The organism is Nocardioides glacieisoli (genome assembly GCF_004137245.1).
Classification (GTDB): Bacteria; Actinomycetota; Actinomycetes; order Propionibacteriales; family Nocardioidaceae; genus Nocardioides; species Nocardioides glacieisoli.
The window spans coordinates 1-25,482 of sequence record NZ_SDWS01000010.1 but is presented as its reverse complement, the minus strand read 5'-3'; the positions used below and the strand labels follow the sequence as shown (position 1 = coordinate 25,482).

The 25,482-nt window shown below is 72.2% G+C and carries 23 protein-coding genes; 17 read left to right on the top strand and 6 right to left on the bottom strand.

The window, feature by feature from the left end:
* Positions 1-19: 19 nt before the first annotated feature.
* Positions 20-2,023 (bottom strand): helicase-associated domain-containing protein, encoded by a 2,004-nt coding sequence (locus EUA06_RS18615; RefSeq protein ID WP_242498246.1) that lies wholly within the window; start codon positions 2,021-2,023, stop codon positions 20-22.
* A 324-nt stretch (positions 2,024-2,347) separates the two neighbouring features.
* Here EUA06_RS18615 and EUA06_RS18610 point away from each other — a divergent pair, with 324 nt between their 5' ends.
* The 6 genes from EUA06_RS18610 (at position 2,348) to EUA06_RS18585 (ending at position 9,535) form a co-directional block, all read left to right on the top strand.
* Positions 2,348-3,163, top strand: a complete 816-nt coding sequence (locus tag EUA06_RS18610; protein WP_129478593.1) for a PP2C family protein-serine/threonine phosphatase — start codon at positions 2,348-2,350, stop codon at positions 3,161-3,163.
* Positions 3,160-4,245, top strand: a complete 1,086-nt coding sequence (locus EUA06_RS18605; protein ID WP_129478591.1) for an FHA domain-containing protein — start codon at positions 3,160-3,162, stop codon at positions 4,243-4,245. Before EUA06_RS18610 ends, EUA06_RS18605 begins: the two co-directional genes overlap by 4 nt.
* Before the next feature lie 10 nt (positions 4,246-4,255).
* Positions 4,256-5,404, top strand: a complete 1,149-nt coding sequence (locus EUA06_RS18600) for an RDD family protein (RefSeq protein ID WP_129478589.1) — start codon at positions 4,256-4,258, stop codon at positions 5,402-5,404.
* 34 nt (positions 5,405-5,438) lie between these two features.
* Positions 5,439-7,274 carry a helix-turn-helix domain-containing protein gene (locus EUA06_RS18595; RefSeq protein WP_129478587.1) on the top strand — a complete coding sequence of 612 codons (1,836 nt, stop codon included), beginning with the start codon at positions 5,439-5,441 and terminating at the stop codon, positions 7,272-7,274.
* A gap of 94 nt (positions 7,275-7,368) precedes the next feature.
* Entirely contained in the window at positions 7,369-8,115 is a 747-nt protein-coding gene (locus EUA06_RS18590) for a 3-hydroxybutyrate dehydrogenase (protein WP_129478585.1), read from the top strand.
* Between the two features lie 49 nt (positions 8,116-8,164).
* Positions 8,165-9,535, top strand: coding sequence for an MFS transporter (locus EUA06_RS18585; RefSeq protein ID WP_129478583.1), 1,371 nt, complete (start codon positions 8,165-8,167; stop codon positions 9,533-9,535).
* A gap of 19 nt (positions 9,536-9,554) precedes the next feature.
* Here the strand turns inward: EUA06_RS18585 and EUA06_RS18580 are convergent, their stop codons facing one another.
* Positions 9,555-11,663, bottom strand: coding sequence for a S8 family serine peptidase (locus EUA06_RS18580; protein WP_129478581.1), 2,109 nt, complete (start codon positions 11,661-11,663; stop codon positions 9,555-9,557).
* A 188-nt stretch (positions 11,664-11,851) separates the two neighbouring features.
* On the opposite strand from EUA06_RS18580, the gene EUA06_RS23265 reads away from it, so the two are divergent.
* Complete coding sequence (locus EUA06_RS23265) at positions 11,852-12,247, top strand: cold-shock protein (RefSeq protein WP_129478579.1); 396 nt, start codon at positions 11,852-11,854, stop codon at positions 12,245-12,247.
* Here the strand turns inward: EUA06_RS23265 and EUA06_RS18570 are convergent.
* Positions 12,244-13,788: an MFS transporter gene (locus EUA06_RS18570; RefSeq protein ID WP_242498245.1), complete on the bottom strand. Its 1,545-nt coding sequence runs from the start codon at positions 13,786-13,788 to the stop codon at positions 12,244-12,246. The genes EUA06_RS23265 and EUA06_RS18570 overlap by 4 nt on opposite strands.
* A gap of 98 nt (positions 13,789-13,886) precedes the next feature.
* Between EUA06_RS18570 and EUA06_RS18565 the strand changes: the two genes are divergently transcribed.
* Entirely contained in the window at positions 13,887-14,669 is a 783-nt protein-coding gene (locus tag EUA06_RS18565) for a DUF3027 domain-containing protein (protein WP_242498244.1), read from the top strand.
* Positions 14,670-14,684: 15 nt separating this feature from the next.
* On the opposite strand, the gene EUA06_RS18560 is transcribed toward EUA06_RS18565, so the two are convergent.
* Entirely contained in the window at positions 14,685-15,356 is a 672-nt protein-coding gene (locus EUA06_RS18560) for a class I SAM-dependent methyltransferase (RefSeq protein ID WP_129478573.1), read from the bottom strand.
* Positions 15,353-15,643, bottom strand: coding sequence for a DUF2530 domain-containing protein (locus EUA06_RS18555; RefSeq protein WP_242498243.1), 291 nt, complete (start codon positions 15,641-15,643; stop codon positions 15,353-15,355). The genes EUA06_RS18560 and EUA06_RS18555 overlap by 4 nt, the downstream gene beginning before the upstream one ends.
* Before the next feature lie 70 nt (positions 15,644-15,713).
* On the opposite strand from EUA06_RS18555, the gene EUA06_RS18550 reads away from it, so the two are divergent.
* The 8 genes from EUA06_RS18550 (at position 15,714) to EUA06_RS18515 (ending at position 24,301) form a co-directional block, all read left to right on the top strand.
* Positions 15,714-17,192 (top strand): NCS2 family permease, encoded by a 1,479-nt coding sequence (locus EUA06_RS18550; protein ID WP_129478571.1) that lies wholly within the window; start codon positions 15,714-15,716, stop codon positions 17,190-17,192.
* A gap of 166 nt (positions 17,193-17,358) precedes the next feature.
* Positions 17,359-17,802 carry a MarR family winged helix-turn-helix transcriptional regulator gene (locus EUA06_RS18545; protein WP_242498242.1) on the top strand — a complete coding sequence of 148 codons (444 nt, stop codon included), beginning with the start codon at positions 17,359-17,361 and terminating at the stop codon, positions 17,800-17,802.
* Entirely contained in the window at positions 17,799-19,139 is a 1,341-nt protein-coding gene (locus EUA06_RS18540) for an MFS transporter (RefSeq protein ID WP_340640800.1), read from the top strand. Before EUA06_RS18545 ends, EUA06_RS18540 begins: the two co-directional genes overlap by 4 nt.
* A gap of 189 nt (positions 19,140-19,328) precedes the next feature.
* The gene (gene rpsL, locus EUA06_RS18535) at positions 19,329-19,700 is read left to right on the top strand and encodes a 30S ribosomal protein S12 (protein ID WP_056599611.1); all 372 of its coding nucleotides are present in this window, start codon (positions 19,329-19,331) and stop codon (positions 19,698-19,700) included.
* Positions 19,700-20,170: a 30S ribosomal protein S7 gene (gene rpsG, locus EUA06_RS18530; RefSeq protein WP_129478565.1), complete on the top strand. Its 471-nt coding sequence runs from the start codon at positions 19,700-19,702 to the stop codon at positions 20,168-20,170. Before rpsL ends, rpsG begins: the two co-directional genes overlap by 1 nt.
* Positions 20,171-20,298: 128 nt before the next feature.
* Positions 20,299-22,359, top strand: a complete 2,061-nt coding sequence (gene fusA, locus EUA06_RS18525) for an elongation factor G (protein ID WP_422879777.1) — start codon at positions 20,299-20,301, stop codon at positions 22,357-22,359.
* Positions 22,360-22,451: 92 nt separating this feature from the next.
* Positions 22,452-23,645 (top strand): elongation factor Tu, encoded by a 1,194-nt coding sequence (gene tuf / locus EUA06_RS18520; RefSeq protein ID WP_129478561.1) that lies wholly within the window; start codon positions 22,452-22,454, stop codon positions 23,643-23,645.
* A gap of 173 nt (positions 23,646-23,818) precedes the next feature.
* On the top strand, positions 23,819-24,301 hold the full coding sequence (locus EUA06_RS18515; protein WP_129478559.1) for a hypothetical protein: 483 nt from the start codon (positions 23,819-23,821) through the stop codon (positions 24,299-24,301).
* Here EUA06_RS18515 and EUA06_RS18510 read toward each other — a convergent pair.
* Complete coding sequence (locus EUA06_RS18510) at positions 24,298-24,723, bottom strand: hypothetical protein (protein WP_129478557.1); 426 nt, start codon at positions 24,721-24,723, stop codon at positions 24,298-24,300. The genes EUA06_RS18515 and EUA06_RS18510 overlap by 4 nt on opposite strands.
* A gap of 76 nt (positions 24,724-24,799) precedes the next feature.
* Here EUA06_RS18510 and EUA06_RS18505 point away from each other — a divergent pair, with 76 nt between their 5' ends.
* Positions 24,800-25,381 (top strand): mismatch-specific DNA-glycosylase, encoded by a 582-nt coding sequence (locus EUA06_RS18505; RefSeq protein ID WP_129478555.1) that lies wholly within the window; start codon positions 24,800-24,802, stop codon positions 25,379-25,381.
* Positions 25,382-25,482 lie beyond the last annotated feature (101 nt).

Below are 25,482 nucleotides of genomic sequence, written 5' to 3'. Positions count from 1 at the left end.
CATTCTAGGGAAGTGGTCCTTACGCGGGCCTGACGGCGGTGATGCGGTGCACCGCGAACTCGCGTACGTCGTCCGCGCGGTGGTCGAACGCCGAGAGCCGCCCGCCGTCGAGCCGGCGCGGGTCGACGACCCGCTCGCTGGTGGCGCCGTGGTTGTCGACGTAGCCGATGACGACGGTGGTGCCACCCTCGATGGCGTCGCGGAGGGCGGCGAGGGCGTCGGACGGCGTGGTGGTCGAGGCGCTCGCGGGGCGCGAGGACTCGGCCCGGTCGCCGGCCCGGATCGCGGTCGCGACCGCCTGGACCTGCGCCGCCTGCCGTGCCGACACCGCGCCCGCAGGACGCCGTCCCCGCCGGCCCCGTGCGCGGCGGAGGTCGGGGCGGCTGACCCGCACGGTGCCGTCGGCCGCCTCGACCACGGGCGCGGCGCCCAGCTCGCGCAGCCGCGGCAGCAGCACGTCGAGCGGCGAGGTCGAGATCGCGACGGTCGGTGCCAGCAGGCGCAGCCCGAGGGTCCGGGACCGCGGGTCGTGCACGAGCGCGGCAAGCGCGGCCTCGTCGTCCGCGCGCAGGAAGGCCTCCGCGTGTCCGACCCGCACGCTGCCGAAGGTGCGCGCGACGTCGTCGACGAGGAACTCGAGGGGTTGCGGGACGGGGGTCTGGGAGACGCCGGCGAGGAAGTCGCGCACCTCCAGCGCCGACCACCCGGCGTCGAAGCCGCGCCGGAGCGAGCCGGGGGTGAAGCGGTAGACGGTGGCACCGCCGCGGGACTCCACGTCGGCGAGCAGGTGCAGCCGGCGGGCGACCTCGGTCTCGAGGGGCCCGGGCGCCACCGCGGTGAGGTCGGCCTGGAGCAGGACGTGGTCGACCGGACGCGGCAGCTGCGGGTCCAGCGCCGCGGCCGCTGCCGGCAGGTCGTCGTCGGCGACCAGGCGGCCGCTCGGCGGGAGGCCGCCGGCACCGCTGACGCCGAGCACCGCGGCCTCGTCGAGGGCCGCCGTCACCAGGTCGGCGAAGATCGCCGGCCGGCGCGGTCGCAGCCACTCGACGTGCTGCACCACCGACGCGACTCCCGTCCCGACGGCCAGCACCTCGCCCTCGGGGACGCCGGCCAGCACGCGGAGCGCGAGGCGTCGGGCCTCCTCGGCCAGGCCGCTTGACAGCTCGGGCGCCAGGGCGTTCCACGACTTGCCCGTCTGGTCGCGCGAGCCCACCAGCGACGGGACCCGGCTGCTCGCCAGCCACCCGCCGACGAGCCGGGCCCACCGCTCGGCCGTCGGGCGCCCCGACCACACGTCGAACTCCTCGGTCGGCAGCCAGGCCGGTGTGCCGTCCGGCTCGGCTCCCTCGGCGATCAACCCGGCCGAGAGCGCGACCTCGACGAGCAGCGCTGCGCCAACCTCGTCGACGTGCAGCTCGCGCGCCACCAGCTTGAGGTCGCGGACCGCCAGGCCCCCGCTGCGCAGCACGCTCGGCGGCTGCACGCCCCAGTGGTCGAGCAGCAGCTCCGTGCGTCGTACGACGTCGAAGGCGGCACCCGCAGCCGTCCGGGCGACCAGGGCCGGGTCGCGCGACGTGGTGGCGAGGGGCGGCACCTCGTCGACCGGCTCGGTGGTGGTCCGCCCGCCGCGCAGCGCGAGCCCGACCTCGCCCGGCAGCACGACGGTGTCGCCGTCGCGCGGCACCAGCAGCCGGCGGCTGATCAGCTCCTCGGCCGGGCTCGCCGCCTGCTCGGGGGAGACCGTGCGGCGCGCGGAGCCGGTCGTTCCCTCGCCGCCGTGGGCATCGACGTGGCGCAGCATCGCGGTCGCGGCGGGGCTGAGCTCGGCGAGCAGCGAGGCCACCCTGTCGGGCGAGGGCGGCTCGGGGCTCGAGGGCCGCAGGCCGCTCACCAGGCCGGGCATCCCGCGCATCGCGTCGGCGACGCCGCTCAGCGCGCGGATGCCTCCGGGCGCCTCCCAGGCGAGGGCCAGGTCGAGCAGTCGCTCGACCGCTTCACCCGCACGGGCGGGGTCCGCGTGCACGATCGACGCAAGTCCCGCCGAAGTGGTTTGACCTGCAACCAGCAGGGCATCAAGCACGGAAAGCTCCAGACGGTCCAGGCCGTCGAGGGCTCGGTGGATCGACGAACGCGTGGCAGCCCGCGAGGCGAGCTGCGACGAATCCTGAGGGGCGGGTGTGGCGAGATCTGGACGGGCCCGCAGGAGCGCCACGAGTCGCTCGTCCGGCCAGCTCCGCAGCTGGTCGGCGAGGGTTCGTGCGGGTGTCGCCCGCCCACGACTGGACATCCCTCCTACGCTATCGCCCGGGCTGGAGTCGCCGCCCTGCACGACGCGGAGAGGGCGCGCATGAAGAACGTTGATCTGCACCACGGGGCGGCGAGCGACGTCGGCCTGGTGCGCAAGGTCAACGAGGACTCGTTCCTCGTCGCGCCACCGGTCTTCGTCGTCGCCGACGGCATGGGCGGGCACTCCGGCGGCGACGTCGCGAGCCAGATGGTCGTCGAGGAGTTCCAGCGCCTCGCGGAGTCCTACGACCCCACGCGCGGCGCCGAGCAGGTCGCCGACACCTTCGCGCGCGCGCAGGCGCGGATCATCGACTTCGGCAACGCCCATCGCGCGATGACGCCCGGCTGGCACGCCGGCACCACCGCGGTCGTCGCCGTGCTCGTCGACGACAACGGCGTCGCGAAGTGGCTGCTGGCCAACCTCGGCGACTCCCGCATCTACCGGATCACCGACGGAAGCCTCGAGCAGATCAGCGTGGACCACTCGGTCGTCCAGGAGCTGATCGACTCGGGCGAGATCACGGCCGAGGAGGCCGCGACCCACCCCGAGCGCCACGTGATCACGCGCGCGCTCGGCAGTCCCGAGGGCATCCACCCCGACTTCTTCCTGCTGCCGCTCGGCTCCGTCGAGCGGCTGCTGCTCTGCAGCGACGGCGTCACCGGGATGATCGAGGACAAGGAGATCGAGGAGATCCTCGAGACCGTCGCCGATCCCCGCGATGCCGCCGACAGGCTGGTGCGCGCTGCGGTCGCCGCAGGCGGCCGTGACAACGCGACCGCTGTCGTCGTCGATGTGGTGGGATTGGTGAAGGACGCCTCGTATGACTCCCAGCGCCAGCTGGAGAGCCTCGAATCCAAGCTGGGGGGACGACTGTGAGCACCGATGCCAGGTTCGCGCCGGGGGACTGGTACGCCGTCGTCGGCGACCACGTCACGGTCGTGCTGCCCGGCAGCCAGCGCGATCGCGTGGCTGCCCTGTGGGATCTCGCGGACGCCGGCGCGACGGCCGACGCCGTGCTCGACGCCCTCCTCGCGGGCGGGCTGTCCACGCTCGACCACGTCGCCCTCGTCGCCCACGGCGATGACTCCACCCGCCTCATCGTCCGCGGCGCTCCCACCGCCACGGTCGCGACCACCGAGGGCGAGGAGATCGTCAGCGCGAGCGCCGGTGCGGCCTGGGCCGAGCGCCTCGTCACCGGGGTCACCAGCGTCCGCGTCACCCTTGCCGGGGACGGCGACGTCGAGCACGCCCTCACCGCCGGCATCGCCCGGGTGTCCGTCGTCGAGTTCGGTACGCCGCCGGCAGCGCCGGCCGCGCCCGCCGAGGAGCCGGCCGCGCCGGTGATGGCGGTCGAGCCGGACCCCGAGCCGGAGCCCGAGCCCGAACCCGAGCCGGAGCCGACACCTGAGTCCGTCCCCGAGGCCCCGATGAGCTTCGGCGAGCCCGAGGACGACCCGACGCCGACGGGGGAGACCCCGGTCGTCGAGGCGCCCGGCGCCGACGACTGGCCGGACCGCGACGGGAACACCGTGGCCGGTCCGCCCGCGCGCGACTTCGACCGTCCGCCGATCCCCGGCCAGGAGATGGCCCCGGAGGTGGTCTCGGACCCCGTGGCCTCGCTGGTCTTCTCGACCGGTGACGTCGTGCTCGTCGACCGGGCGGTCCTGGTCGGCCGCGCGCCGGAGGCTCGCCGCTTCGCCTCCCACGACCAGCCCCACGTGGTGACCGTGTCGAGCCCGCAGCAGGAGATCTCCTCGACGCACCTCGAGATCCGTCCCGGTGCCGGCGCCGACCACGGCTCGGCCATCGCCACCGACCTCGGCTCCACCAACGGCACGGTCCTCGCCCAGCCCGGCCTGGACCCCGAGGAGCTCAAGGCGGGCATTGCCGTCAGCCTGATCCCCGGCGCGGTGCTCGACCTCGGCGACGGCGTCACGATCCAGGTCACGAACCCCTGAGCGTGGCCCCGTGATCCGTCAGCAGCACGACACGACGTACCCGATCGCCCAGCTCGAGCGGCGGTTCACGGCCTTCGCCGTGGACCGCCTGCTGGCGTGGAGCCTGGTCGTCGTCGTCGGGGTCGTGACGGCGATGCTCGTCTCCGACGAGGTGTGGACGGTGATCGGCGCAGTCGCCGGCACCGTGGTCGTGCTGTGGCTGGTCTCCTCCATCGTGCTCGGCGCCACCGGGAGCTCGCCCGGCAAGGCACTGTCGGGCCTGCGGGTGGTGCACCACGGCACCGGCACCCCGATCGGTGTCGGCCGGGCCCTCCTGCGCTCGCTCGTGCTCGGGGTGGCCGGCCTGCCCACCTTCGGCATCGGGCTCGCCGCCCTGGCGTGGACGGCCGTCGAGGAACGCGGTCGCCGGCGTCGCGGCTGGCACGACCACCTGGCCCACAGCATCGTGGTCGACGTACGTCCTCCCCCCGCGGTCGCCGACGTGGCCGACGAGGGGCCGCGCCACATCGTCAACCTGACCGCCATGCGCCTCGTCCCGGCACCCCCGGTGGAGGCGGTGCGGACCCCGGAGCGGTCCGAGCAGTCGATGCGGCGCCAGCAGCTGCCGCCCGAGGTGACCCAGCAGCCGATCCAGCCGCCGATCCAGCCACCGGCGGCCCTCGCCCAGACCGTCACGCGTCCCGTGGCGCCGGCCTACGCCGCGGCCCCGGGGCAGGCACCGCAACCCCCCGCCCAGCAGACGTCGCTGGAGGACGCCCCGACCCAGCGGCGCCCGCAGCCGGTGCCCGCGCAGCCGGTGCCGGCCAACCCGCACCAGCCCCCGGCCCAGCGGTGGCGGGCGCACTTCGACAACGGCGAGAGCTTCGTGATCGCCGGCCTCGCGCTGGTGGGTCGCCGCCCCGAGCCCCGCAACGGCGAGCAGGTCGCGCACCTGATCCCGCTGCAGTCGGCCGACATGTCGGTGTCCAAGACCCACGCCCAGTTCGGTCCCGCCCCCGACGGCACGATCGTGGTGATGGACCGCGGATCGACCAACGGCACCGTGCTCGTGCGCCAGGGCATGTCGCGCCAGCTCGCGCCCGGGAGGCCCGCCGCGCTCCTGCCCGGTGACAAGGTCGTCTACGGCGACCGCGAGATGACCATCACCCGCGAGCTCTGAGCCGCCGTCCGTCACGGCGGTGCAGGATGGGCGCGTGCCGTCCTTCCTCGACCTGCTCTACGACGAGGCGCCGCTCGCCGCGTTCGACGAGCACCTCGCCCGCGCCGAGCGCGACCTCGGTGAGGACGAGGCGGCCGTGCTCCGCTCGGAGTACGACGTCGCCCTCCGGCTGCGCGACCTGATCACCCGGATGCGCTCGCGGGAGGCGGAGCTGTCCGCGCTCTACGAGACGGCGTCCGACCTCACCGCGATCCGCGACGTCGACACGATCCTGGCCGCCATCGTGCGACGCGCCCGCCAGCTGCTGCACTGCGACATGACCTACCTCTCGCTCAACGACGAGGACGACGGCGCGTCCTTCATGAAGGTGACCGACGGGGCCCTGACCCGCGAGTTCCAGAACCTGCGCCTGCCCCTCGGCACCGGCCTGCTCGGCCTCGTCGCGCAGACCGGGGCCGCCTACTTCACCGAGGACTACGCCACCGACGAGCGCTTCGTGCACCAGGGCTACATCGACGAGGCCGTAGCTGGCGAGCAGATCCGCGCGATCCTCGGGGTGCCGCTCGTCCTCGACGGGGTGGTCATCGGCGCGCTGCTCGCGGTGCACCGGTCGGTGCGGCGGTTCCCGCAGGCCGAGGTCAGCCTGCTGACGTCGTTCGCCGCCCACGCCGTGGTCGCGCTCGAGAACGCCCGGCTCTTCGCCGAGCTCGACGAGGCCAACCGGTCGCTGACCCGCCACACCGAGGCCGTCGACGCCGCCGCGCTGGCGCACGACCGGCTCACCGACCTGCTCATCGGGGGCGGTGGCATGGTCGAGGTGGCCGAGGTGCTGTCCGGCGTGCTCGACGCGGCCGTCTCGGTCTGGACGCCCGCCGGTGAGCTCGAGGCGGGCGAGGATCCCGGCCTCGCGTGGACCGCCGCGGTCGCCGCGGCCGTGACGTCGGGCCGCTCGGTGGAGATCGACGGCGGCCTGGTCGCTGCGGCCCTCGCGGGCACCGAGCACGTCGCCACCCTCGTGGTCCGACGTGACGAGCCGCTCGACCTCGCCGGTCGTCGGACGCTCGAGCGCGGTGCCCTCGTGACCGCACTCGTCCTGCTCTTCGCCCGCTCGGTCACCGACGCGGAGGAGCGGCTCGGCGGCCAGCTCCTCGCCGACCTGCTCGCGCCCGGCACCACGTCGCGCGACCGGCTGCGTGATCGCGTACGCCGCCACAGCGCGAGCCTCGACGGACCGCTCGTCGTGGCCGCAGCGGCCATCGACGGAGCCGACGCCCACCGCGCGGGTCGGGCGGCGGTCGCGCTCGCGCGCCGGATGTCCGGGCTGGCCGGCGAGCACCGTGGCGCGGTCGTCGCGGTGGTGCCGGGCGAGGACGCGCGCCGGGTGGGCGCCGACCTGCAGGCCGCGATCGCGGCCGCCGGCGGCCGGGCGACGGTCGGGGTGGCGGCCACGGGCGAGGCCGACGACGACGACCGGCTGGTCGCCGCGCACGCGGAGGCACGCCGGTGCCTCGACACCCTCGTGCGGCTGGGTCGCGTCGGCGAGGTGAGCGACCCGGCGGGGCTGGGAGTCGCCCGGCTGCTGCTCGGCGACAACGACCCCGAGCACGTGGCGGCGTTCGTCGACACGATGGTCGGTCCGGTGCGCGAGTGGGACCAGCGGCGGGGGACCGGGCTCGTCGACACCCTGGAGGAGTGGTTCGCCAGCGGCGGGCGGCTCAAGGAGACGGCTGCGGCGCTGCACGTGCACCCCAACACCGTCACCCAGCGGCTCGACCGGATCGGCGAGCTGCTCGGCGACGGCTGGCGCGAGCCCGCGCGCTCCCTCGACCTGCAGCTTGCCCTCCGGCTGGCGCGGCTGCGCGGAGGCTGACCCCTCCGACATGTGCGTCGGGCACATGTCCAACGGCGAAGTGTGGCCGCGCGGACCATGTGCCGTGCGTCACTCCGATCCCTACGGTGAAGCCATGACCACCTTCGAGGGACGACGCGCGCTCGTCACCGGCGCCGCCAGCGGCATCGGCGCGGCGATCGCGACCCGGCTCGCCGAGGGCGGCGCCGAGGTCCACCTGCTCGACCGCGACGAGGAGGGCGTGGCCAAGGTCGCGGCCCGCATCCACGGCACCCCGCACGTCGTCGACCTGACCGACGAGGCGGCCATCGACGCGCTCGACCTCGACGTCGACATCCTGGTCAACAACGCCGGCATCCAGCACGTCGCGCCCGTCGAGGACTTCGACCCCGAGCAGTTCCGGATGATCCACGCGCTGATGCTGCACGCTCCGTTCCTGCTCGCCCGCCGGGTGCTGCCCGGCATGTACGCCCGCGGCTGGGGCCGGCTCGTCCACGTGTCCAGCGTCCACGGCCACCGTGCGTCGGCGTACAAGTCGGCCTACGTCAGCGCCAAGCACGGGCTCGAGGGCCTCTCCAAGGTCATCGCCCTCGAGGCCGCCGACAAGGGCGTCACCAGCAACACCGTGTGCCCCGGCTACGTCCGCACCCCGCTCGTCGAGGGCCAGCTCGCCGACCAGGCGCGCAGCCACGGCATCCCCGAGGACGAGGTCCTCGACACCGTCCTGCTCGCCCGCACCCCGGTGCGCCGCCTCGTCGAGCCGGAGGAGGTCGCGGACGCGGTGGCCTTCCTCTGCGGCCCGACCGCGACCTCGATGACCGGCTCGTCCCTGCTCCTGGACGGCGGCTGGACCGCCGCCTGACCCACACCCGACCACCCGCCGCACGCACCCCCCGATGAAAGGCACGTCCATGACCACCGACACCTCCACCACGACCGGGACCGGCGCGCCGGGCGCACCGCCCGAGCGCACCAACATCGTCAAGGTCGTCTTCGCGTCCCTCATCGGCACCGCCGTCGAGTGGTACGACTTCTTCCTCTACGGCTCCGCCGCGGCCCTGGTCTTCGGCACGCTGTTCTTCCCCGAGAGCGAGCCCGCGACGGCCACGCTCCTGGCCTTCGGCACCTACGCCCTCGGCTTCGTCGCCCGCCCGCTCGGCGGCGTGGTGTTCGGCCACTTCGGCGACAAGGTCGGCCGCAAGAAGATGCTGGTCTTCTCGCTCTTCCTGATGGGCATCGCCACCTTCGCGATCGGCCTGCTGCCGACGTACGCCTCCATCGGCGTCGCCGCACCGCTGCTCCTGCTCTTCTGCCGCCTGCTCCAGGGCTTCGCCGTCGGTGGCGAGTGGGGCGGCGCGGTGCTGATGGCCGCCGAGCACGGCGACGACTCGCAGCGTGGCTTCTGGTCCTCGTGGCCGCAGGCCGGCGTCGCGCTCGGCAACCTCTTCGCGACCGGCGTCCTCTGGGTGCTCGCCGCGGTGCAGAGCGACGCCGACTTCAACGCGTGGGGCTGGCGGATCCCGTTCCTGCTGAGCGCGATCCTGGTCGGGGTGGGCCTGTGGGTCCGGCTCTCGATCGAGGAGTCGCCCGTCTTCGCGGAGGCCAAGGCCGAGATGGAGACGAAGAAGACCCCGCACCTGCCGCTCATCGAGGTCTTCCGCAAGTACCCCCGCGAGGTCTTCGTGGCGATGGGCATGCGCATGGCGGAGAACATCTCCTACTACCTCTTCACGATCATCTCGATCTCGTTCCTCACGATCTACGCCGGCACCGCCGACGACAAGTCGCTGATCCTCAAGGCACTGCTGATCGGTTCGGTGGTGCACTTCGTGACGATCCCGCTGGTCGGCGCGCTGAGCGACCGGGTCGGTCGCCGGCCGCTCTACCTCGCCGGTGCCGTGGGCGTCGCCGCGTGGTCGTGGGTGTTCTTCGACCTCATCGCCTCGCGCTCCGAGGGCAAGATCATCCTCGCGATCGTCGTCGGCCTGGTGCTGCACGCGCTGATGTACTCCCCGCAGGCGGCCTTCTTCTCCGAGCTCTTCGGCACCTCGGTGCGCTACACCGGCGCCTCGGTGGGCTACCAGCTCGCGTCGATCTTCGCCGGCGCGCTCGCCCCGATCATCGCCATCGACCTCCTGGGCAAGGCGAGCGAGGGCACCGCGAACGTCGACAAGGTCGCGATCTACATGACGATCGCGTCGGTCATCACGATCGTCGCGGTGCTCTTCGCCAAGGAGACCAAGGCGACCTCGCTCCGCCACGACCGGGTGCTCAACGACTGACCGGTCGTCCGTGTGCCGGTCAGCGGGTGAGCGCGACCGGCACGCGGGTGATCCCGCCGCGGGCGCCGAGCCACACCAGCTCGCCGTCGTCGAGTCCGCCGGGCGTGGTGGGCCCGGTCACCGTGATGGTGAAGCGGGCCGACTGCCCCGGCGCGAGGCGTACGGCGAGGGGCTGCACGCTGACGCGGTGGGAGGTGAAGCCGCGGGCGGTCACCGAGAAGTACTCCGGGCGGGTGCCGACGTTGGTGAGGGTTCGCACCGCGGTGCCGCGGCGCACGGTGAGGAGCAGCGAGCTGGTGTTGAGGTCGGCCAGCGTGTGCTGGCGGAGCGCGCGGCGCCACGCGCGCGCGGGCACGTCGAGGGCTAGGTGGGCCGTGGGTGCCCGGCTCGGCAGCGCGCCTGAGCCCTGGGCCAGCACCGACGAGCCCGGGATGGGTCGCGCCGAGCCGGCGACGAGCGAGCGGACCACGGAGGCCGACCAGTCGTCGTGCTCGGCCAGCACGAGGGCGGCCAACCCGCTCGCGTGCGCGGTGGCGGCGGAGCTGCCGCTGAAGACCCCCCACGTGCGACCGCTCGCGTCAGGCAGGGCGCCGAGGACGGCGTCGCCGTCGGCGACCGCGTCGGGCTTGACCGACGGTCCGCGCGGGTCGCCCGAGGCGCTCCACGGTGCCGTACGCCGGGTGCCGGGGTCGCCGCTGACGCGGGACATCCGCACCCGGGCGTCGGGGTGGCCGGCGACCCAGCGGCTGAAGCTCCGGCCGGCGGTCGCGGTCAGGTGGACGGTCGGGACGGAGTGGAAGTCGGCCGTGACCGACCCCGGGCGCAGGTTGACCAGCACCATCGCGCGGCCTCCGGCGAGGGCGACGTTGTCGGACTTGTCGACCCGGCCGATGCCGCCACGGCGGCACACGACGACGCGGCGCGCGACCTTGCGCGAGTCGAGCGACCCGCTGAGGCACTGACCGGCATCCCGGCGGGAGACGCCCGGTGCTGCGGCGTCCTGCGCCAGCACGGCACGACCGCGGACCGCCGCGGGCCTGCCGCCTCCGGTGAAGGTGCGCCCGCCCGGGCCGGTGACCACGCCGCGCGACATCCGGCCGACGGCCGAGCCGACCGTCGTGACCCAGGGCGAGCCGTGGGCGGCGTACGCCGTTCCGCCGGAGTTGCCGGCCGCGCCGACCACCACGATGTCGGCCTCCGCGGCGCCGAGCAGGGCGCGCTGGAGGGTGTCGATGCCGTCGCCGCCGGCGAGCGCGAGGTTCAGCACGTCGACGCGGTCGGCGACGGCGGCGTCGACGGCCGACACCACGTCGGCGGTCGAGCAGCCGTCGTCGGCGGGGTCGGGGGCACCCCAGCACGCCTTGTAGGCGGCGAGGCGGGCCTGCGGGGCGACACCGCCGAACCGGCCGGCGTCCCGGCCGTCGACGCGGACGCTGACACCGGCGTTGCCGGCCGCGACCGAGGAGACCTGGGTGCCGTGGCCGAGCACGTCGCGGGCCGACAGCGACTCCGACGAGCGGACCCGGTCGGTGCCGAAGCCGGCGGCGAACCACCGGGCGCCGACGACCTTGCGCGTGCAGTCGTCGGCCGACCACCCGTCGCCGCCGGCGCACTCACCGGCGAAGTCCTCCGGGTCCCGGCCGAGGCCGGGGACGTCGGCGAAGGCGGGGGAGTCCGGTGCGATGCCCGAGTCGACCACGCCGATCACCACGCCGGCGCCGCCGCGCAGCCGCGGGGACGCGGCGCCGCGGACGGTCGCGAACGACGTACGACCAGCGAGCGGTCGCACCTCGTCGGGCTCGATCAGGGCGATGCCGGGCTGGTCGTCGAGGGCGGCGAGCTGGGCGTCGGAGAGGGGCAGCGCGAAGCCGTTGAGGGCGGTGGTCCAGCGGTAGACCGGCTCGCCGGCGCCGATGGCCGCGAGGACCGCGTCCTGCCGGGCGAGGAGGTCGGCCGCGTCGCGCGTGCCGGCGGACGTGCCGGGTCCCTGCAGCGTGACCAGCGTCAGGGACGGGGGCCCGGCCGCATCCGTCGCGTCCTCGGCGAGGGCGACGCTGGAGACGGACAGGGCGACGCCGAGCGCGAGCAGGCCGCAGCCCACGATCCGCCCCACGCGTCGTCCCCGCACGGTCCCCACCTTCACTGCCCCGTCGTACGTCCAAGGTCTCGAACCGCCCATGATCGCAGCACCGGCGACGCGAGACAAAGCCCTCCCTCCGGGCGGAACCCGTTGGTGGGGGTGGCCGGGTGCCGCCTATCCTTTGGCGGCGCCCGCGGAGTGCAGGCGGCGAGGACCGGAACAGGTGGGGAGAGACCGTGCCCAGTGGCAAGGTGAAGTGGTTCGACGTGGAGAAGGGCTTCGGCTTCCTGTCGCAGGAGGACGGCCCGGACGTCTACGTCCACTCCGACGCGCTCCCCGAGGGCACCCCCTCGCTCAAGGCCGGCACCAAGGTCGAGTTCGGCATCGCCCAGGGCCGTCGCGGCGACCAGGCCCTCCAGGTCCGCATCGTCGACGCCCCGGCGTCGGTCACCCGCAACCAGCGCAACGCGCAGCGCAAGAACCCCGAGGCGATGGTCACCATCGTCGAGGACCTGATCAACATGCTCGAGGGCGTCGAGGAGGGCTACCGCCACGGCCGCCACCCCGAGCGCGCCTCTGCGCGTGGCACGGCGAAGGTGCTGCGGGCGCTTGCGGACGAGCTCGAGCTCTAGGTCCGGCTCTCGGTAGCCGGGGAGGCTGCCGGCCGCATCCCGGCGGGCCGGGTGACCAGCACGAACGTCGCCCACGCGCCGAGCACGCCTGCCGCGACGCCCAGGCCGAGCTGGGGGTTGAGCGGCATCGCGATGCCCACGAAGCCGCCGATCACCCAGGCGAGCTGCAGCGTCGTGTCGGACCGGGCGAACGCGCTCGCCTGGATCCGGCTCGGCACGTCGCGCTGGATGGTCGAGTCGAGCGAGAGCTTGGCGAGGGCCTGCGCGAGCCCGGCGGTCAGGCCGAGCAGCGCGAGGGCGAGCAGCCCGTAGAACAGCGAGGCGATCACGACGACGACCGCGTCGGCCAGCAGTGCGAGCACCACGGTGGCGGCCGGGTTGAGCTTGCGGAGCACGGAGCCGATCGCGATGCCGAGGGTGTTGCCGACGCCGGCCGCGCCGATCACCAGGCCGAGCAGCACCTCGGGTTTCCAGTCGCCGATCGGGTTGTCGCGCAGCAGGAACGCCATGAACATCGTGAGGAACCCCGACAACCAGCGCGGCCCGCAGTTGGCCCGCAGCGCGAAGGCCACGGCCGCCGGGATCCGGGTCTTCGGGCGGCGGCTGCCCGCGGCGACCTCGGTCGACCCGGTGAGCACCAGCTCACCCTCGCCCTGGCTGGCGTCGACCTTGTCGGGCAGCCGGATCGCCCAGATCGTGGCGAGCACGAAGACCACGAAGCCGTAGCGCAGCGACCACTCCGGCCCGAAGGTCGAGGCGAGGATCGCGAGCGGTGCCGAGACGGCCGCACCGACGACCCCGGCGAGCGACACGCGGGCGTTGGCCTTCACCAGCGTCAGTCCGGGCGGCAGCAGGCGGGGGACGGCAGCGGCGCGGGTGACGCCGTAGGCCTTGGACGCGACCAGGACGCCCAGTGCGGCGGGGAACAGCCACGCTGACTCGGTGATCACGGCGGTGGCCAGCACCCAGCAGAGGAACGCGCGGGTCGCCATGGTCGCGCCGACCGCCCAGCGGCGGCCGTGGCTGAAGCGGTCGAGGAACGGGCCGATCAGCGGAGCGACGATCGCGAAGGGGAGCATCGTCAGGCCGAGGAAGAGCGCGACCTGGCCGCGCGCTTCGCCGGTGGGGACCTGGAAGAACAGCGTGCCGGCCAGCGAGATCGCGACGGCCGCGTCACCGGCGGCGTTGAAGGCGTGCAGCTCGATCAGGCGCGACAGCCCGGAGTCGCCGGCGCCCTCGGCCCGCGCCGCGCGCCGCGCCTGCGAGACCGCGTACTGGCCCGCCGTGCCGGCCCCGCGGCCGGCGACGCGCGCGCCCCGGCCCGCGGCCTTCGCGCCGCGGCCGGCCGCCCGCGCGCCCCGCGCGGCGCCCGACAGCGAACGTCGTACGGCACCGGGTCGGGGAGGCGACGGCGTCGACGAACCGGGTGGCAGCGACGTGCGGTAGGGCTGGGTGTCCTCGCCCGGATCCTGCTCGGTGTCCTGCTCCGGGTCGTGCTCCTGCGCCTGCCCCGGGGACGGGTCGGGGCGGTCGCTGGTCACGGGGACCATCTTGGACTACCGCCCCGACAGCACGGGTACGCCGTCCGGGCCGGGTGCCGACGGGACAGGACTGCGGACCATTTGTCATGATGGCGCACGTGATCGCTCTCCCGACCCGTTCCGGCAAGCCGGACTCGGCCCTCGCCAAGGCCGCTGACCTCGCGCGCGGCATCGTGCTCGAGGTCGCCGACGGCGACGAGGTGGGTGACCACCTGGGTGCGTACGCCGAGGGGGAGCGGGTCGTCACGCACCACTTCGCCTGCACCCGACCCGGCTACCCCGGCTGGCACTGGTCGGTCACGCTCACCCGCGCCAAGCGCGGCAAGGACCTGACCGTCAACGAGGTCGTCCTGCTGCCCGGTGACGACGCGATCGTCGCCCCGGTGTGGGTGCCCTACAAGGAGCGCCTCCAGCCCGGCGACCTCTCGCCCGGCGACCTGCTCCCGGTCGAGGACGAGGACGCCCGCCTGGTCCCGACCTACCTCGTCGGCGACGACCCGCTGGACGACGACGACCGCGCCCAGGTGCGCCGCGTCGCGCAGGACCTGGGTCTCGGCCGCGTCCGCACGCTGAGCCGCGAGGGCCTCGACATGGCCGCCGAGCGCTGGAACGCCGGCACCGGCGGGCCCGACGCGCCGATCGCCAAGAGCGCCCCCGACCAATGCTGGTCGTGCGGCTTCCTGGTCCGGCTCAACGGCTCGCTCGCCGACCGCTTCGGGGTCTGCGCCAACGGCAACGCCAACGACGACGGCTCGGTGGTCACCTTCGACCACGGCTGCGGAGCTCACTCCGAGGTCAAGCTGGCCCGCAAGCAGCAGCCGCTGCCGATGCCGGACCACGCCTTCGACACCCTCACCGACGACGAGTTCGAGAAGCTCTGAGACGCAGCGCCGAGGTCAGCCCTGGAGGGCGTGGCCGAACGACGTGGGCGCGGGTGCGTCCTCGTCGCGGGAGAGCACCCAGACCGTGTAGTCGTCCGCCGGCGGGTGGAGCTCGTACGACCCCGCGCGCAGGTCGACGCGCAGCCCGCACGCCGTGACGTCGGCGACGAAGTCGTCGGGACTGTAGGCACGGGCCGTCGCGGGTCCGTCGACGGGGTGGAAGCCGACCAGGGCCCGACCGCCGGGGGCGAGCACCGTGCGCACGCGCCTCAGCACCTCGCGCTCGGTGTCGGGGGCGAGGAAGACCATCACGTTGCCGACGAGCACCACGAGGTCGTAGTCAGCCCCGAGGTCGGCGGGCGCGACGTCGAGGACGTCCGCGTGGACCACGGCGAGGTCGGGGTAGGTGCGGCGCGACTGCTCGACCAGCGCGGGGTCCGGCTCGACCGCGGTGACCGCGTGCCCCCGGGCCTGCAGTGCTGCGGCGACCCGACCCATCCCGGAGCCGATGTCGAGGATGCGGGCGCCGCGACCGACGAGCACGTCGGCGAGGCGCGCCTCACCGTCGACGTCGGCTCCCTCCTCGACCAGGCGGGCGAACTTCGTGCCGTAGCCGCGGTTGCCCTCGCCGGCGAGCTCCCAGCGGGTCTTCGGCAGGTCCGAGCCGTGTGTGTCGGGCGTGCTCATCGGTGGCGCGCCTGCTGGACGGCGCGCTCCTTGCGGCGACGACGGCAGTACTCCAGCCCGCAGAGGCCGAGGCCGAAGCCGGCGAGGCACGTCCAGAGCCACCAGGTGCGCCCGCTCTCCTGCAGCGTGCCCCAGAAGGGGAGGAGGCCGAGGAAGCCGAGCAACCAGAGCGCCGTGCCGACCTCGGTGGTGCGGACGCCGTCGACGTCGAGCGGCGCGACCTGCGCCACGATGTAGGTGCGGTTGCCGATCTCGTGCTGCATCGGCTGCTCGTCGCCCAGGTCCACGAGCGTCACGCTACCTCGCGGCGGCGAGGCGAAACACGCACGTCACACCGCTCTGCCACACTGCCGTTCCGTGAGCGACGACACCCAGACCACGCGGCCCACCCCGAAGGCCTCCGGCCTCGACGGGTTCTTCCGCATCACCGAGCGAGGCTCGAGCGTCGGGAGCGAGGTCCGCGGCGGCGTCGTGACCTTCCTGACGATGGCCTACATCATCGTGCTGAACCCGCTGATCCTCGGCTTCGTGCCGGACTCGACGGGGGCGTTCCTCGGCGGAGGGCCCGGCGACGGGTCGAACCTGCCCGTGATCGCCGCGGGCACGGCCCTGGTCGCCGGCGTGCTGACGATCCTCATGGGGGCCGTTGCCAACTTCCCGTTGGCGCTCGCGACCGGCCTCGGGCTCAACGCGTTCGTCGCCAACGCCATCGCCACCCGGTCGACCTGGGAGGACGCGATGGGCCTGATCGTCCTCGAGGGCATCATCATCCTGGTCCTCGTGCTGACCGGCTTCCGCAAGGCCGTGTTCCACGCGGTGCCGCAGCAGCTGAAGGTCGCGATCTCGGTCGGCATCGGGCTCTTCATCGCCCTCATCGGCTTCGTCGACGCGGGCTTCGTGACCCGCATCCCCGACGCGTTCCAGACGACGGTCCCGGTCCAGCTCGGCAACGGCGGCACGCTGACCGGCTGGCCGGTCCTCGTCTTCGCGATCGGCGTCGTGCTCATCATCGCGCTCTGGGTACGCCGCGTGCGCGGGGCGATCCTGATCTCGATCATCGTCACGACGGTGCTGGCGTTCGTGGTCCAGGCGGTCCTCGACCTCGGTGCAGCGGCCCAGGACGGTCCGGGCAACTGGGCGCTCAACGTCCCCGAGCTTAACGGCGTCGTCGACGTCCCGGACTTCGGCACCCTCGGCCAGTTCTCCCTCTTCGGGGCCTTCTCATCCGTGGGCTTCCTCGCCGCCCTGCTCCTCGCCTTCACGCTGCTGCTCGCCGACTTCTTCGACACGATGGGCACGATGACGGCCATCGGCGCCGAGGCCGGGCTCAACGACGAGGAGGGCATCCCGCCCCACTCGCAGCGGATCCTCATCGTGGACTCCGTCGCGGCGATGGCCGGCGGTGCCGCCGGCGTCTCGTCCAACACGTCCTACATCGAGTCGGCCTCCGGCGTCGGCGAGGGCGCGCGCACCGGTCTCGCGTCGGTCGTGACGGGCGTGCTGTTCCTGCTCGCGACGCTCTTCGCCCCGCTCGTCGAGGCGATCCCCTCCGAGGCGGCCGTGCCGGCCCTGGTCCTGGTCGGCTTCCTGATGATGCAGCAGGTCAGGGGCATCGACTGGGAGGACCTCGAGATCGCGATCCCGGCGTTCCTGACGATCGTGCTGATGCCGTTCACCTACTCCATCAGCGTCGGCATCGGTGCCGGCTTCCTGGCCTACGTGCTGATCAAGCTGGTGGTCGGCAAGGCGCGCGAGGTGCACCCACTGATGTGGATCGTCGCGGCCCTCTTCGTCGTGTACTTCGCGATCGCCCCGATCACCTCCTGGCTCACCTGAGTCGTCCCGCTGCTCACCTCTTCAGTGATCCCCGGCTGACCGGGGATCACTGAACATGTCGGCCCGTGCACGGCCTGACAAGTTCAGCGAGAGCCTGACAAGTGGCGGATGACCCAGCCGCCGGCCGCCGGAATAGTTAGCACAGGTAATGAGTTATGCTAACGACATGCCGACCGCCGACCTCCGCACCGACGCCGGGCTCGCCTCAGAGCTCCGCGCCTCGGTCATGCGCCTCCGCCGACGCCTGGCCCACGAGCGCCACCCCGACAACGACCTGAGCATCGGCCAGATGGTCGTGCTCGGGCTGCTCGTGCGGCTGGGGGAGCAGACCGTCGGCGACCTGGCCCGCGCCGAGCGGGTCCAGCCGCCGTCCATGACCCGAACGGTCAACTGTCTCGAGGGCGACGGCTACGTCGTACGCCGTCCGCACGAGACCGACGGCCGCCAGGTCGTCGTCTCGCTGACCGACGCCGGTCGTGCCGCCGTGCTCGCCGACCGGCAGCGCCGCGACGCCTGGCTGTCGCAGCAGCTCTCCCGCCTGACGCCCGCCGAGCGGGCCACCCTCCGCGAGGCCGCCCCGATCCTGGCCCGCCTCGCCACCACCGACTGACACACCGACTGACCGAGACCGACCGAGGAGTCACCACGAGTCCCACGTTCCGTTCCCTCGCGAACCCCAACTACCGCCGCTACGCCGCCGGCGGCGTGGTGTCCAACACGGGCACCTGGATGCAGCGTGTCGCCCAGGACTGGCTGGTTCTCGAGCTCGCCGTCGGCTCCGGCGCCACCGCGCTCGGCATCACCACGGGGCTGCAGTTCCTTCCCTTCCTGCTCCTGACGCCGTTCGCCGGGCTGGTCGCCGACCGGATGCCCAAGCAGCGCCTGCTCCAGCTGACCAACCTCGGCATGGCACTGCCCGCCCTGGTCCTCGGCCTGCTCGCCGTCACCGGCACCGCCGAGGTGTGGCACGTCTACGTCCTTGCCTTCCTGCTGGGTTCGGCGTCGGCCTTCGACGCCCCCGCGCGCCAGTCGTTCGTGTCCGAGATCGTCGACCCGGTCGATCTGACCAACGCGGTCGGCCTCAACTCCGCCAGCTTCAACGCCGCGCGTCTCGTCGGCCCCGGGCTGGCCGGCCTGCTCATCGCCGTGATGGGCGGGGGAGCCGTCGGGACCGGGTGGGTGATCCTGCTCAACGCGGTGTCGTACGCCGCCCCGATCTGGTCGCTGCGCCACCTCGACGTCGCCCGGATCGACTCGCCCGCCCTGGCGCAGCGCGGACCTGGCGCACTGCGCGAGGGCGTCGCCTACGTCCGCGCCCGGCCCGACCTGATGCTGGTGCTCGGGCTGGTCTTCTTCGCCGGCACGTTCGGCCTCAACTTCCAGATCACGTCCGCGCTGATGGCCACCGAGGTCTTCGGCAAGGGGCCGACCGAGTTCGGCCTGCTCGGCAGCTTCCTGGCCGTCGGCTCGCTCACCGGCGCCCTGCTGGCTGCGCGCCGCGAGCACGTACGCCACCGACTCGTCGTGGGCTCCGCGCTCGCGTTCGGTGCCACGGTGATGCTCGCCGGCCTGATGCCGACGTACCTCACATTCGCGCTCCTCACGCCGATCACCGGCCTCACCGCACTGACGTTCATCACCAGTGCGAACACCTACATGCAGCTGCACACCGACGCCGGCGTCCGAGGCCGGGTGATGGCGCTCTACCTGATGATCTTCATGGGCGGCACGCCGGTCGGCGCGCCCATCATCGGCTGGATCGGACACGAGTACGGCGCGCGCTGGACGCTGCTCGGTGGCGGCCTCATGACGATCGTGGGGGTTGTGCTGTCTGCGATGCTGTACCTGAGGCTCGAACGGGCCCGCCACGGGCGGGTCGCCGCGAACGATGAAGTGGCCCAGGGCGACGTGCAGGACGGCGCCCGGACGGCTCCTGCGGCGTTTTGACCCTGCCCGTACGCCCCGAGTAGCCTCAATCCTTGTGTCTGGCACGCCCAGACCCCTGCGCGCGCACTCAACTGCCCGCTGGTGGGGAGCGGCCCTCGGGGCCGCACAGGCACAGATCTCCACCGCAACACCCCCGAGTCCGGCACCGCGCCGGTCCGAGACGAGAAGACAGAGAGAGGGAACCACCCGGTGCCCACCATCAACCAGCTGGTCCGCAAGGGCCGCCAGGACAAGGTGTCGAAGTCCAAGACGCCCGCCCTGAAGGGATCTCCGCAGCGCCGTGGCGTCTGCACCCGCGTCTACACGACCACCCCGAAGAAGCCGAACTCCGCCCTCCGCAAGGTCGCCCGCGTGCGCCTGAGCAGTGGCGTCGAGGTCACCGCCTACATCCCGGGTGTCGGTCACAACCTGCAGGAGCACTCGATCGTGCTCGTGCGCGGCGGCCGTGTGAAGGACCTTCCCGGTGTCCGCTACAAGATCATCCGCGGCACGCTCGACACCCAGGGTGTCAAGAACCGCAAGCAGGCCCGCAGCCGCTACGGCGCGAAGAAGGAGAAGTAATGCCTCGCAAGGGTCCCGCTCCCAAGCGCCCCCTCGTCTCTGACCCGGTCTACGGCTCGCAGCTGGTCACCCAGCTCGTCTCCAAGGTCCTGCAGGACGGCAAGAAGGCCGTGGCGCAGCGCATCGTCTACACCGCTCTCGAGGGTGTTCGCGACAAGACCGGTTCCGACCCCGTCGTCGCGCTCAAGCGCGCGATGGACAACGTCAAGCCCGCCATCGAGGTCAAGTCCCGCCGCGTCGGCGGTGCGACCTACCAGGTCCCCGTCGAGGTCAAGGCCAACCGCTCCACCACGCTGGCGCTGCGCTGGCTCGTGGGCTACGCCGCCGACCGTCGCGAGAAGACCATGGCCGAGCGCCTCATGAACGAGATCCTCGACGCGAGCAACGGCCTCGGTGCCGCTGTGAAGAAGCGCGAGGACACCCACAAGATGGCCGAGTCCAACAAGGCCTTCGCCCACTACCGCTGGTGATCTGAGCGGGGCTCCCGTCGGGAGCCCCGCCCCGCCATCAACAACCCACCAACTCTTACGAGGGACTGAGACTTTCAGTGGCTGTCGACATCACCACCGACCTCAACAAGGTCCGCAACATCGGCATCATGGCGCACATCGATGCCGGCAAGACCACCACCACCGAGCGCATCCTCTTCTACACCGGCATCACCTACAAGATCGGTGAGGTGCACGACGGTGGCGCCACGATGGACTGGATGGAGCAGGAGCAGGAGCGCGGCATCACGATCACGTCCGCCGCGACGACCTGCTGGTGGAAGGACCACCAGATCAACATCATCGACACCCCCGGTCACGTGGACTTCACCGCTGAGGTCGAGCGCTCGCTGCGCGTCCTCGACGGCGCCGTCGCCGTGTTCGACGGTGTCGCCGGTGTCGAGCCCCAGACCATGACGGTGTGGCGCCAGGCCAACAAGTACTCCGTGCCCCGCATGTGCTTCGTCAACAAGCTCGACCGCACGGGCGCGGACTTCTTCCGCTGCGTCGACATGATGGTCGAGCGCCTCAACTCCACCCCGCTCGTGCTCCAGCTGCCGATCGGTGCCGAGGGCGACTTCATCGGTGTCGTCGACCTGATCGGCATGCGCGCCCTCGTGTGGCGCGGCGAGACGACGATGGGCGAGGACTACGAGGTCGAGGAGATCCCGGCCGAGCTCGCCGAGCAGGCCGCGGAGTACCGCGAGAAGCTCATCGAGACGCTGGCCGAGGCCGACGACGACATCATGGAGAAGTTCCTCGAGGAGGGTGAGTTCACCGTCCCCGAGCTCGAGGCCGCGATCCGTCGCGCCACCCTCGCCGACAAGCTCAACCCGGTCCTGTGCGGCACCGCGTTCAAGAACAAGGGCGTGCAGCCCCTGCTCGACGCCGTCGTGAAGTTCCTGCCCTCGCCGCTCGACATCGACGGCATCCAGGGCCACTCGGTCAAGGACGAGAACGAGGTCATCGTCCGGCAGCCGTCCGACGACGAGCCGTTCTCCGGTCTGGCCTACAAGATCGCCACCGACCCGCACCTGGGCAAGCTGATCTACGTCCGGGTCTACTCCGGCAAGCTCGAGGCCGGTTCGACCGTGGTCAACTCGGTCAACGGTCGCAAGGAGCGGATCGGCAAGGTCTACCAGATGCACGCCAACAAGCGTGAGGAGATCGCGTCGGTCGGTGCCGGCCAGATCGTGGCCGTCATGGGCCTCAAGGACACCAAGACCGGTCACACGCTGAGCGACCCGCAGAACCAGGTCGTCCTCGAGTCGATGACGTTCCCGGCCCCCGTGATCGAGGTCGCGATCGAGCCGAAGACCAAGAGCGACCAGGAGAAGCTCGGCACCGCGATCCAGCGGCTCTCCGACGAGGACCCCACGTTCACCGTCAAGGCGGACGAGGAGACCGGCCAGACGATCATCGCCGGCATGGGCGAGCTCCACCTGGAGATCCTCGTCGACCGGATGAAGCGCGAGTTCCGCGTCGAGGCCACCGTCGGCAAGCCGCAGGTCGCCTACCGCGAGACCATCCGCAACACGGTCGAGAAGCACTCCTACACCCACAAGAAGCAGACGGGTGGTTCGGGTCAGTTCGCCAAGGTCGTCATCAACCTCGGTCCGAACATCGACCCCGAGACCGGCGTCGGCGCGGGTTACGAGTTCAAGAACAACGTGTCGGGTGGTCGCGTGCCGAAGGAGTACATCCCTTCGGTCGACCAGGGCGGCCAGGAGGCCATGGAGTTCGGCGTGCTCGCCGGCTACCCCATGGTCGACGTCCTCTTCTCCCTCGAGGACGGCGCCTACCACGACGTCGACTCGTCCGAGCTCGCGTTCAAGATCGCCGGCAACCAGGCCTTCAAGGAGGCCGCCCGCCGGGCCAAGCCGGTCCTGCTCGAGCCGATGTTCGCGGTCGAGGTCACCACGCCCGACACGTTCCTCGGCACGGTCATCGGCGACATCAACTCCCGGCGCGGCCAGATCCAGGCCCAGGAGGAGCGTCACGGCGACATGGTCGTCAACGCCCTTGTGCCCCTGTCGGAGATGTTCGGGTACGTTGGCGACCTGAGGTCGAAGACCTCCGGTCAGGCGTCGTACTCCATGGAGTTCGACTCGTACGCCGAGGTTCCCTCGAACATCGCCGAGGAGATCGTCAAGAAGGTCCGCGGCGAGTAGTCGCCCCGGACCGGGCCACGAGCAACCAGGCCCGCACCACCCCCGCAACACACCCATGAGTTCAAGTTCAAACCCAACCAGGAGGAGCCCCAGTGGCTAAGGCGAAGTTCGAGCGGACCAAGCCGCACGTGAACATCGGCACCATCGGTCACATCGACCACGGCAAGACGACGCTGACCGCGGCGATCACCAAGGTGCTGCACGACAAGTACCCGAATCTGAACGAGGCCTCGGCCTTCGACCAGATCGACAAGGCTCCCGAGGAGCGTCAGCGCGGCATCACGATCTCGATCGCGCACGTCGAGTACCAGACCGAGGCGCGCCACTACGCGCACGTCGACTGCCCGGGTCACGCCGACTACATCAAGAACATGATCACCGGTGCCGCGCAGATGGACGGCGCGATCCTCGTGGTTGCCGCCACCGACGGCCCGATGCCGCAGACGCGTGAGCACGTGCTCCTCGCTCGCCAGGTCGGCGTGCCGGCCCTGGTCGTGGCGCTGAACAAGTGCGACATGGTCGACGACGAGGAGCTCATCGAGCTCGTCGAGATGGAGGTGCGCGAGCTCCTCTCCGAGTACGAGTTCCCCGGCGACGACATCCCCGTCGTCCGCGTTGCCGCCTTCCCGGCCCTCCAGGGTGACGAGAAGTGGGGCGAGTCGATCGTCGAGCTCATGGCCGCGGTGGACGAGTCCATCCCGACCCCCGAGCGCGAGACCGACAAGCCGTTCCTCATGCCCGTCGAGGACGTCTTCACGATCACCGGTCGTGGCACCGTCATCACCGGTCGCATCGAGCGCGGCATCGTCAAGGTCAACGAGGAGGTCGAGATCATCGGCATCCGCGAGACCGCCCAGAAGTCGACCGTCACCGGTGTCGAGATGTTCCGCAAGCTGCTCGACGAGGGCCAGGCGGGCGAGAACGTCGGTCTGCTCCTCCGTGGCACCAAGCGCGAGGACATCGAGCGCGGCATGGTCGTCATCAAGCCGGGCACCACGACGCCTCACACCAACTTCGAGGCCTCGGTCTACATCCTCAGCAAGGACGAGGGCGGCCGCCACACGCCGTTCTTCAACAACTACCGTCCCCAGTTCTACTTCCGTACGACTGACGTGACCGGTGTTGTGACCCTGCCCGAGGGCACCGAGATGGTCATGCCGGGTGACAACACCGAGATGTCGGTCGAGCTCATCCAGCCCATCGCCATGGACGAGGGCCTCCGGTTCGCGATCCGTGAGGGTGGCCGCACCGTCGGCGCCGGCCGCGTCGTCAAGATCACCAAGTGATGACGGAGCCGACCACCCTCGGGTGGCCGGCTCCGCCCAATGCCGGCAACGCCGGCAAGATCACCAAGTGATCTGAGCGCCTGAGGGCGCACACGCACCACACCGAGACCCCGCCTCCCGCAAGGGAGGCGGGGTCTCGTGCATCCTCGGCACCTGCTGACTAGGGTCGCGGGGTGCCCCGAGAGTCCATGAGCGTCTGGCGGCTGGAGTTCCCGCAGCCTCCGGGGTGGCGGGTCGAGTGGCTGGGCCCGTACACCTCGCACTGGCTCACCGCCGAGGCGGAGGAGATCGTCCGCTACATGGAGGCCGAGCACCGCGTCACGCACCCGCACCCCCGAGACCCCGGCATCTTCGAGTCGTATCCCGGCGATGACCGGCTGTCGTGCGGCTGTGCGAGTCGCTCGCTCCTCGAGCAGTGGTTCGGCGACTACCTCCCCCGGCTCCTCGCACAGGGCGCACACGTCACGCACTACTCGGTGCCCGCTGCCGCCGTCGTCGAGGACTCACCCGAGCAGGTCCTGTTCATCACCCGGATGGCCACGGTCGTGGAGCGCACGGGCCATGAGGCGCCTACGCCGATGATCCGCAGCAGCGCGGGGTCGCGCACGTCGATCATCGCCGCGAGCGGCGGCACGTACGACTTCGAGGCGAGCTAGGCGGCGCGGTCGCCGAGCAGCAGGCCGACGTCCTCGAGGAGTCGCTCGACCCGTGCCCGTTCGACGTCCCGTTCCACGCCCGCCGGCAGTAGCGCCAGGAGGTGGGGGATCTCGAAGGCGTCCGCGCCCTCGGCGAGCGCGGCGTCGTACGCCAGTCGCGTGCCCTCCCACTTCGCGAAGCGCAGGCCGTCCCGGGCGAAGGCCACCCGCAACCGACGCAGGTCGGCGGCGACCTGCTCGACGGGCCTGCCCCGCGGCGCCAGTGGTGCGGGACGGACGGGACGGGCGAGCCTGACCACACGGGTGCCGAGGCGACGCTGCCACCCGTGCCAGCCGGCCCACATCCCGAACATGCACATGAGCAGGACCTGGATGCCCATCCAGGTCACCACCAGCGGACCGAAGTCCCGGAGCCAGCTCACCCTCTCCACGGTACGCCTGGGACGCCCTGCCGTCACCACGCCCGCGGCACCGGTCGGGGCACGGCAGGATGGGCTCATGGGGTTCACGAAGGCCGAGCTGGAGTCATTCCGCGACGTCGAGGTCCCGGACCTGCTGCCACCGGTCGACCGGCCGCTGCGACTCCTCTTCGTCGGCATCAACCCCGGCCTCTGGACCGCCGCCACCCAGACCCACTTCGCCCGCCCGGGCAACCGGTTCTACCCCGCACTCCTGCGCGCCGGGATCCTCCAGCAGCAGGTCGACCCGTCGGCCGGGATGACGGACGAGGACCGCGAGCTGTTCCGCAGCCGCGGCATCGGGATCACCAACGTCGTCGCGCGCGCGACGGCGCGGGCGGACGAGCTGACCGTCGAGGAGCTGCGCGACGGTGGGCGGCGACTCCGTGAGCTGGTCGCCGAGCGCCGGCCCGTCGTGGTGGCGGTCGCGGGCATCACTGCCTACCGCTCTGCGTTCGGCGAGCGGAAGGCCACGGTGGGCGAGCAGCCCGAGCGCTGGGGCACCTCGCGCGTCTTCGTCGTGCCCAACCCCTCGGGCCTCAACGCCCACGACACGGTCGACTCCCTCGCAGCGGCGTACGCCGAGGCGGCGCGGGCTGCGGGAGTCCTCGGCGGTGCCTAGCTGGCGGTAGGACGTGTCAACAGGTGGGTGGCGCGGACGTGTCTGCTCCGGCGGCGGCGGTGGTGTCGTCGGAGTGGGGGCGCGATCGATGAGGTGCGGGC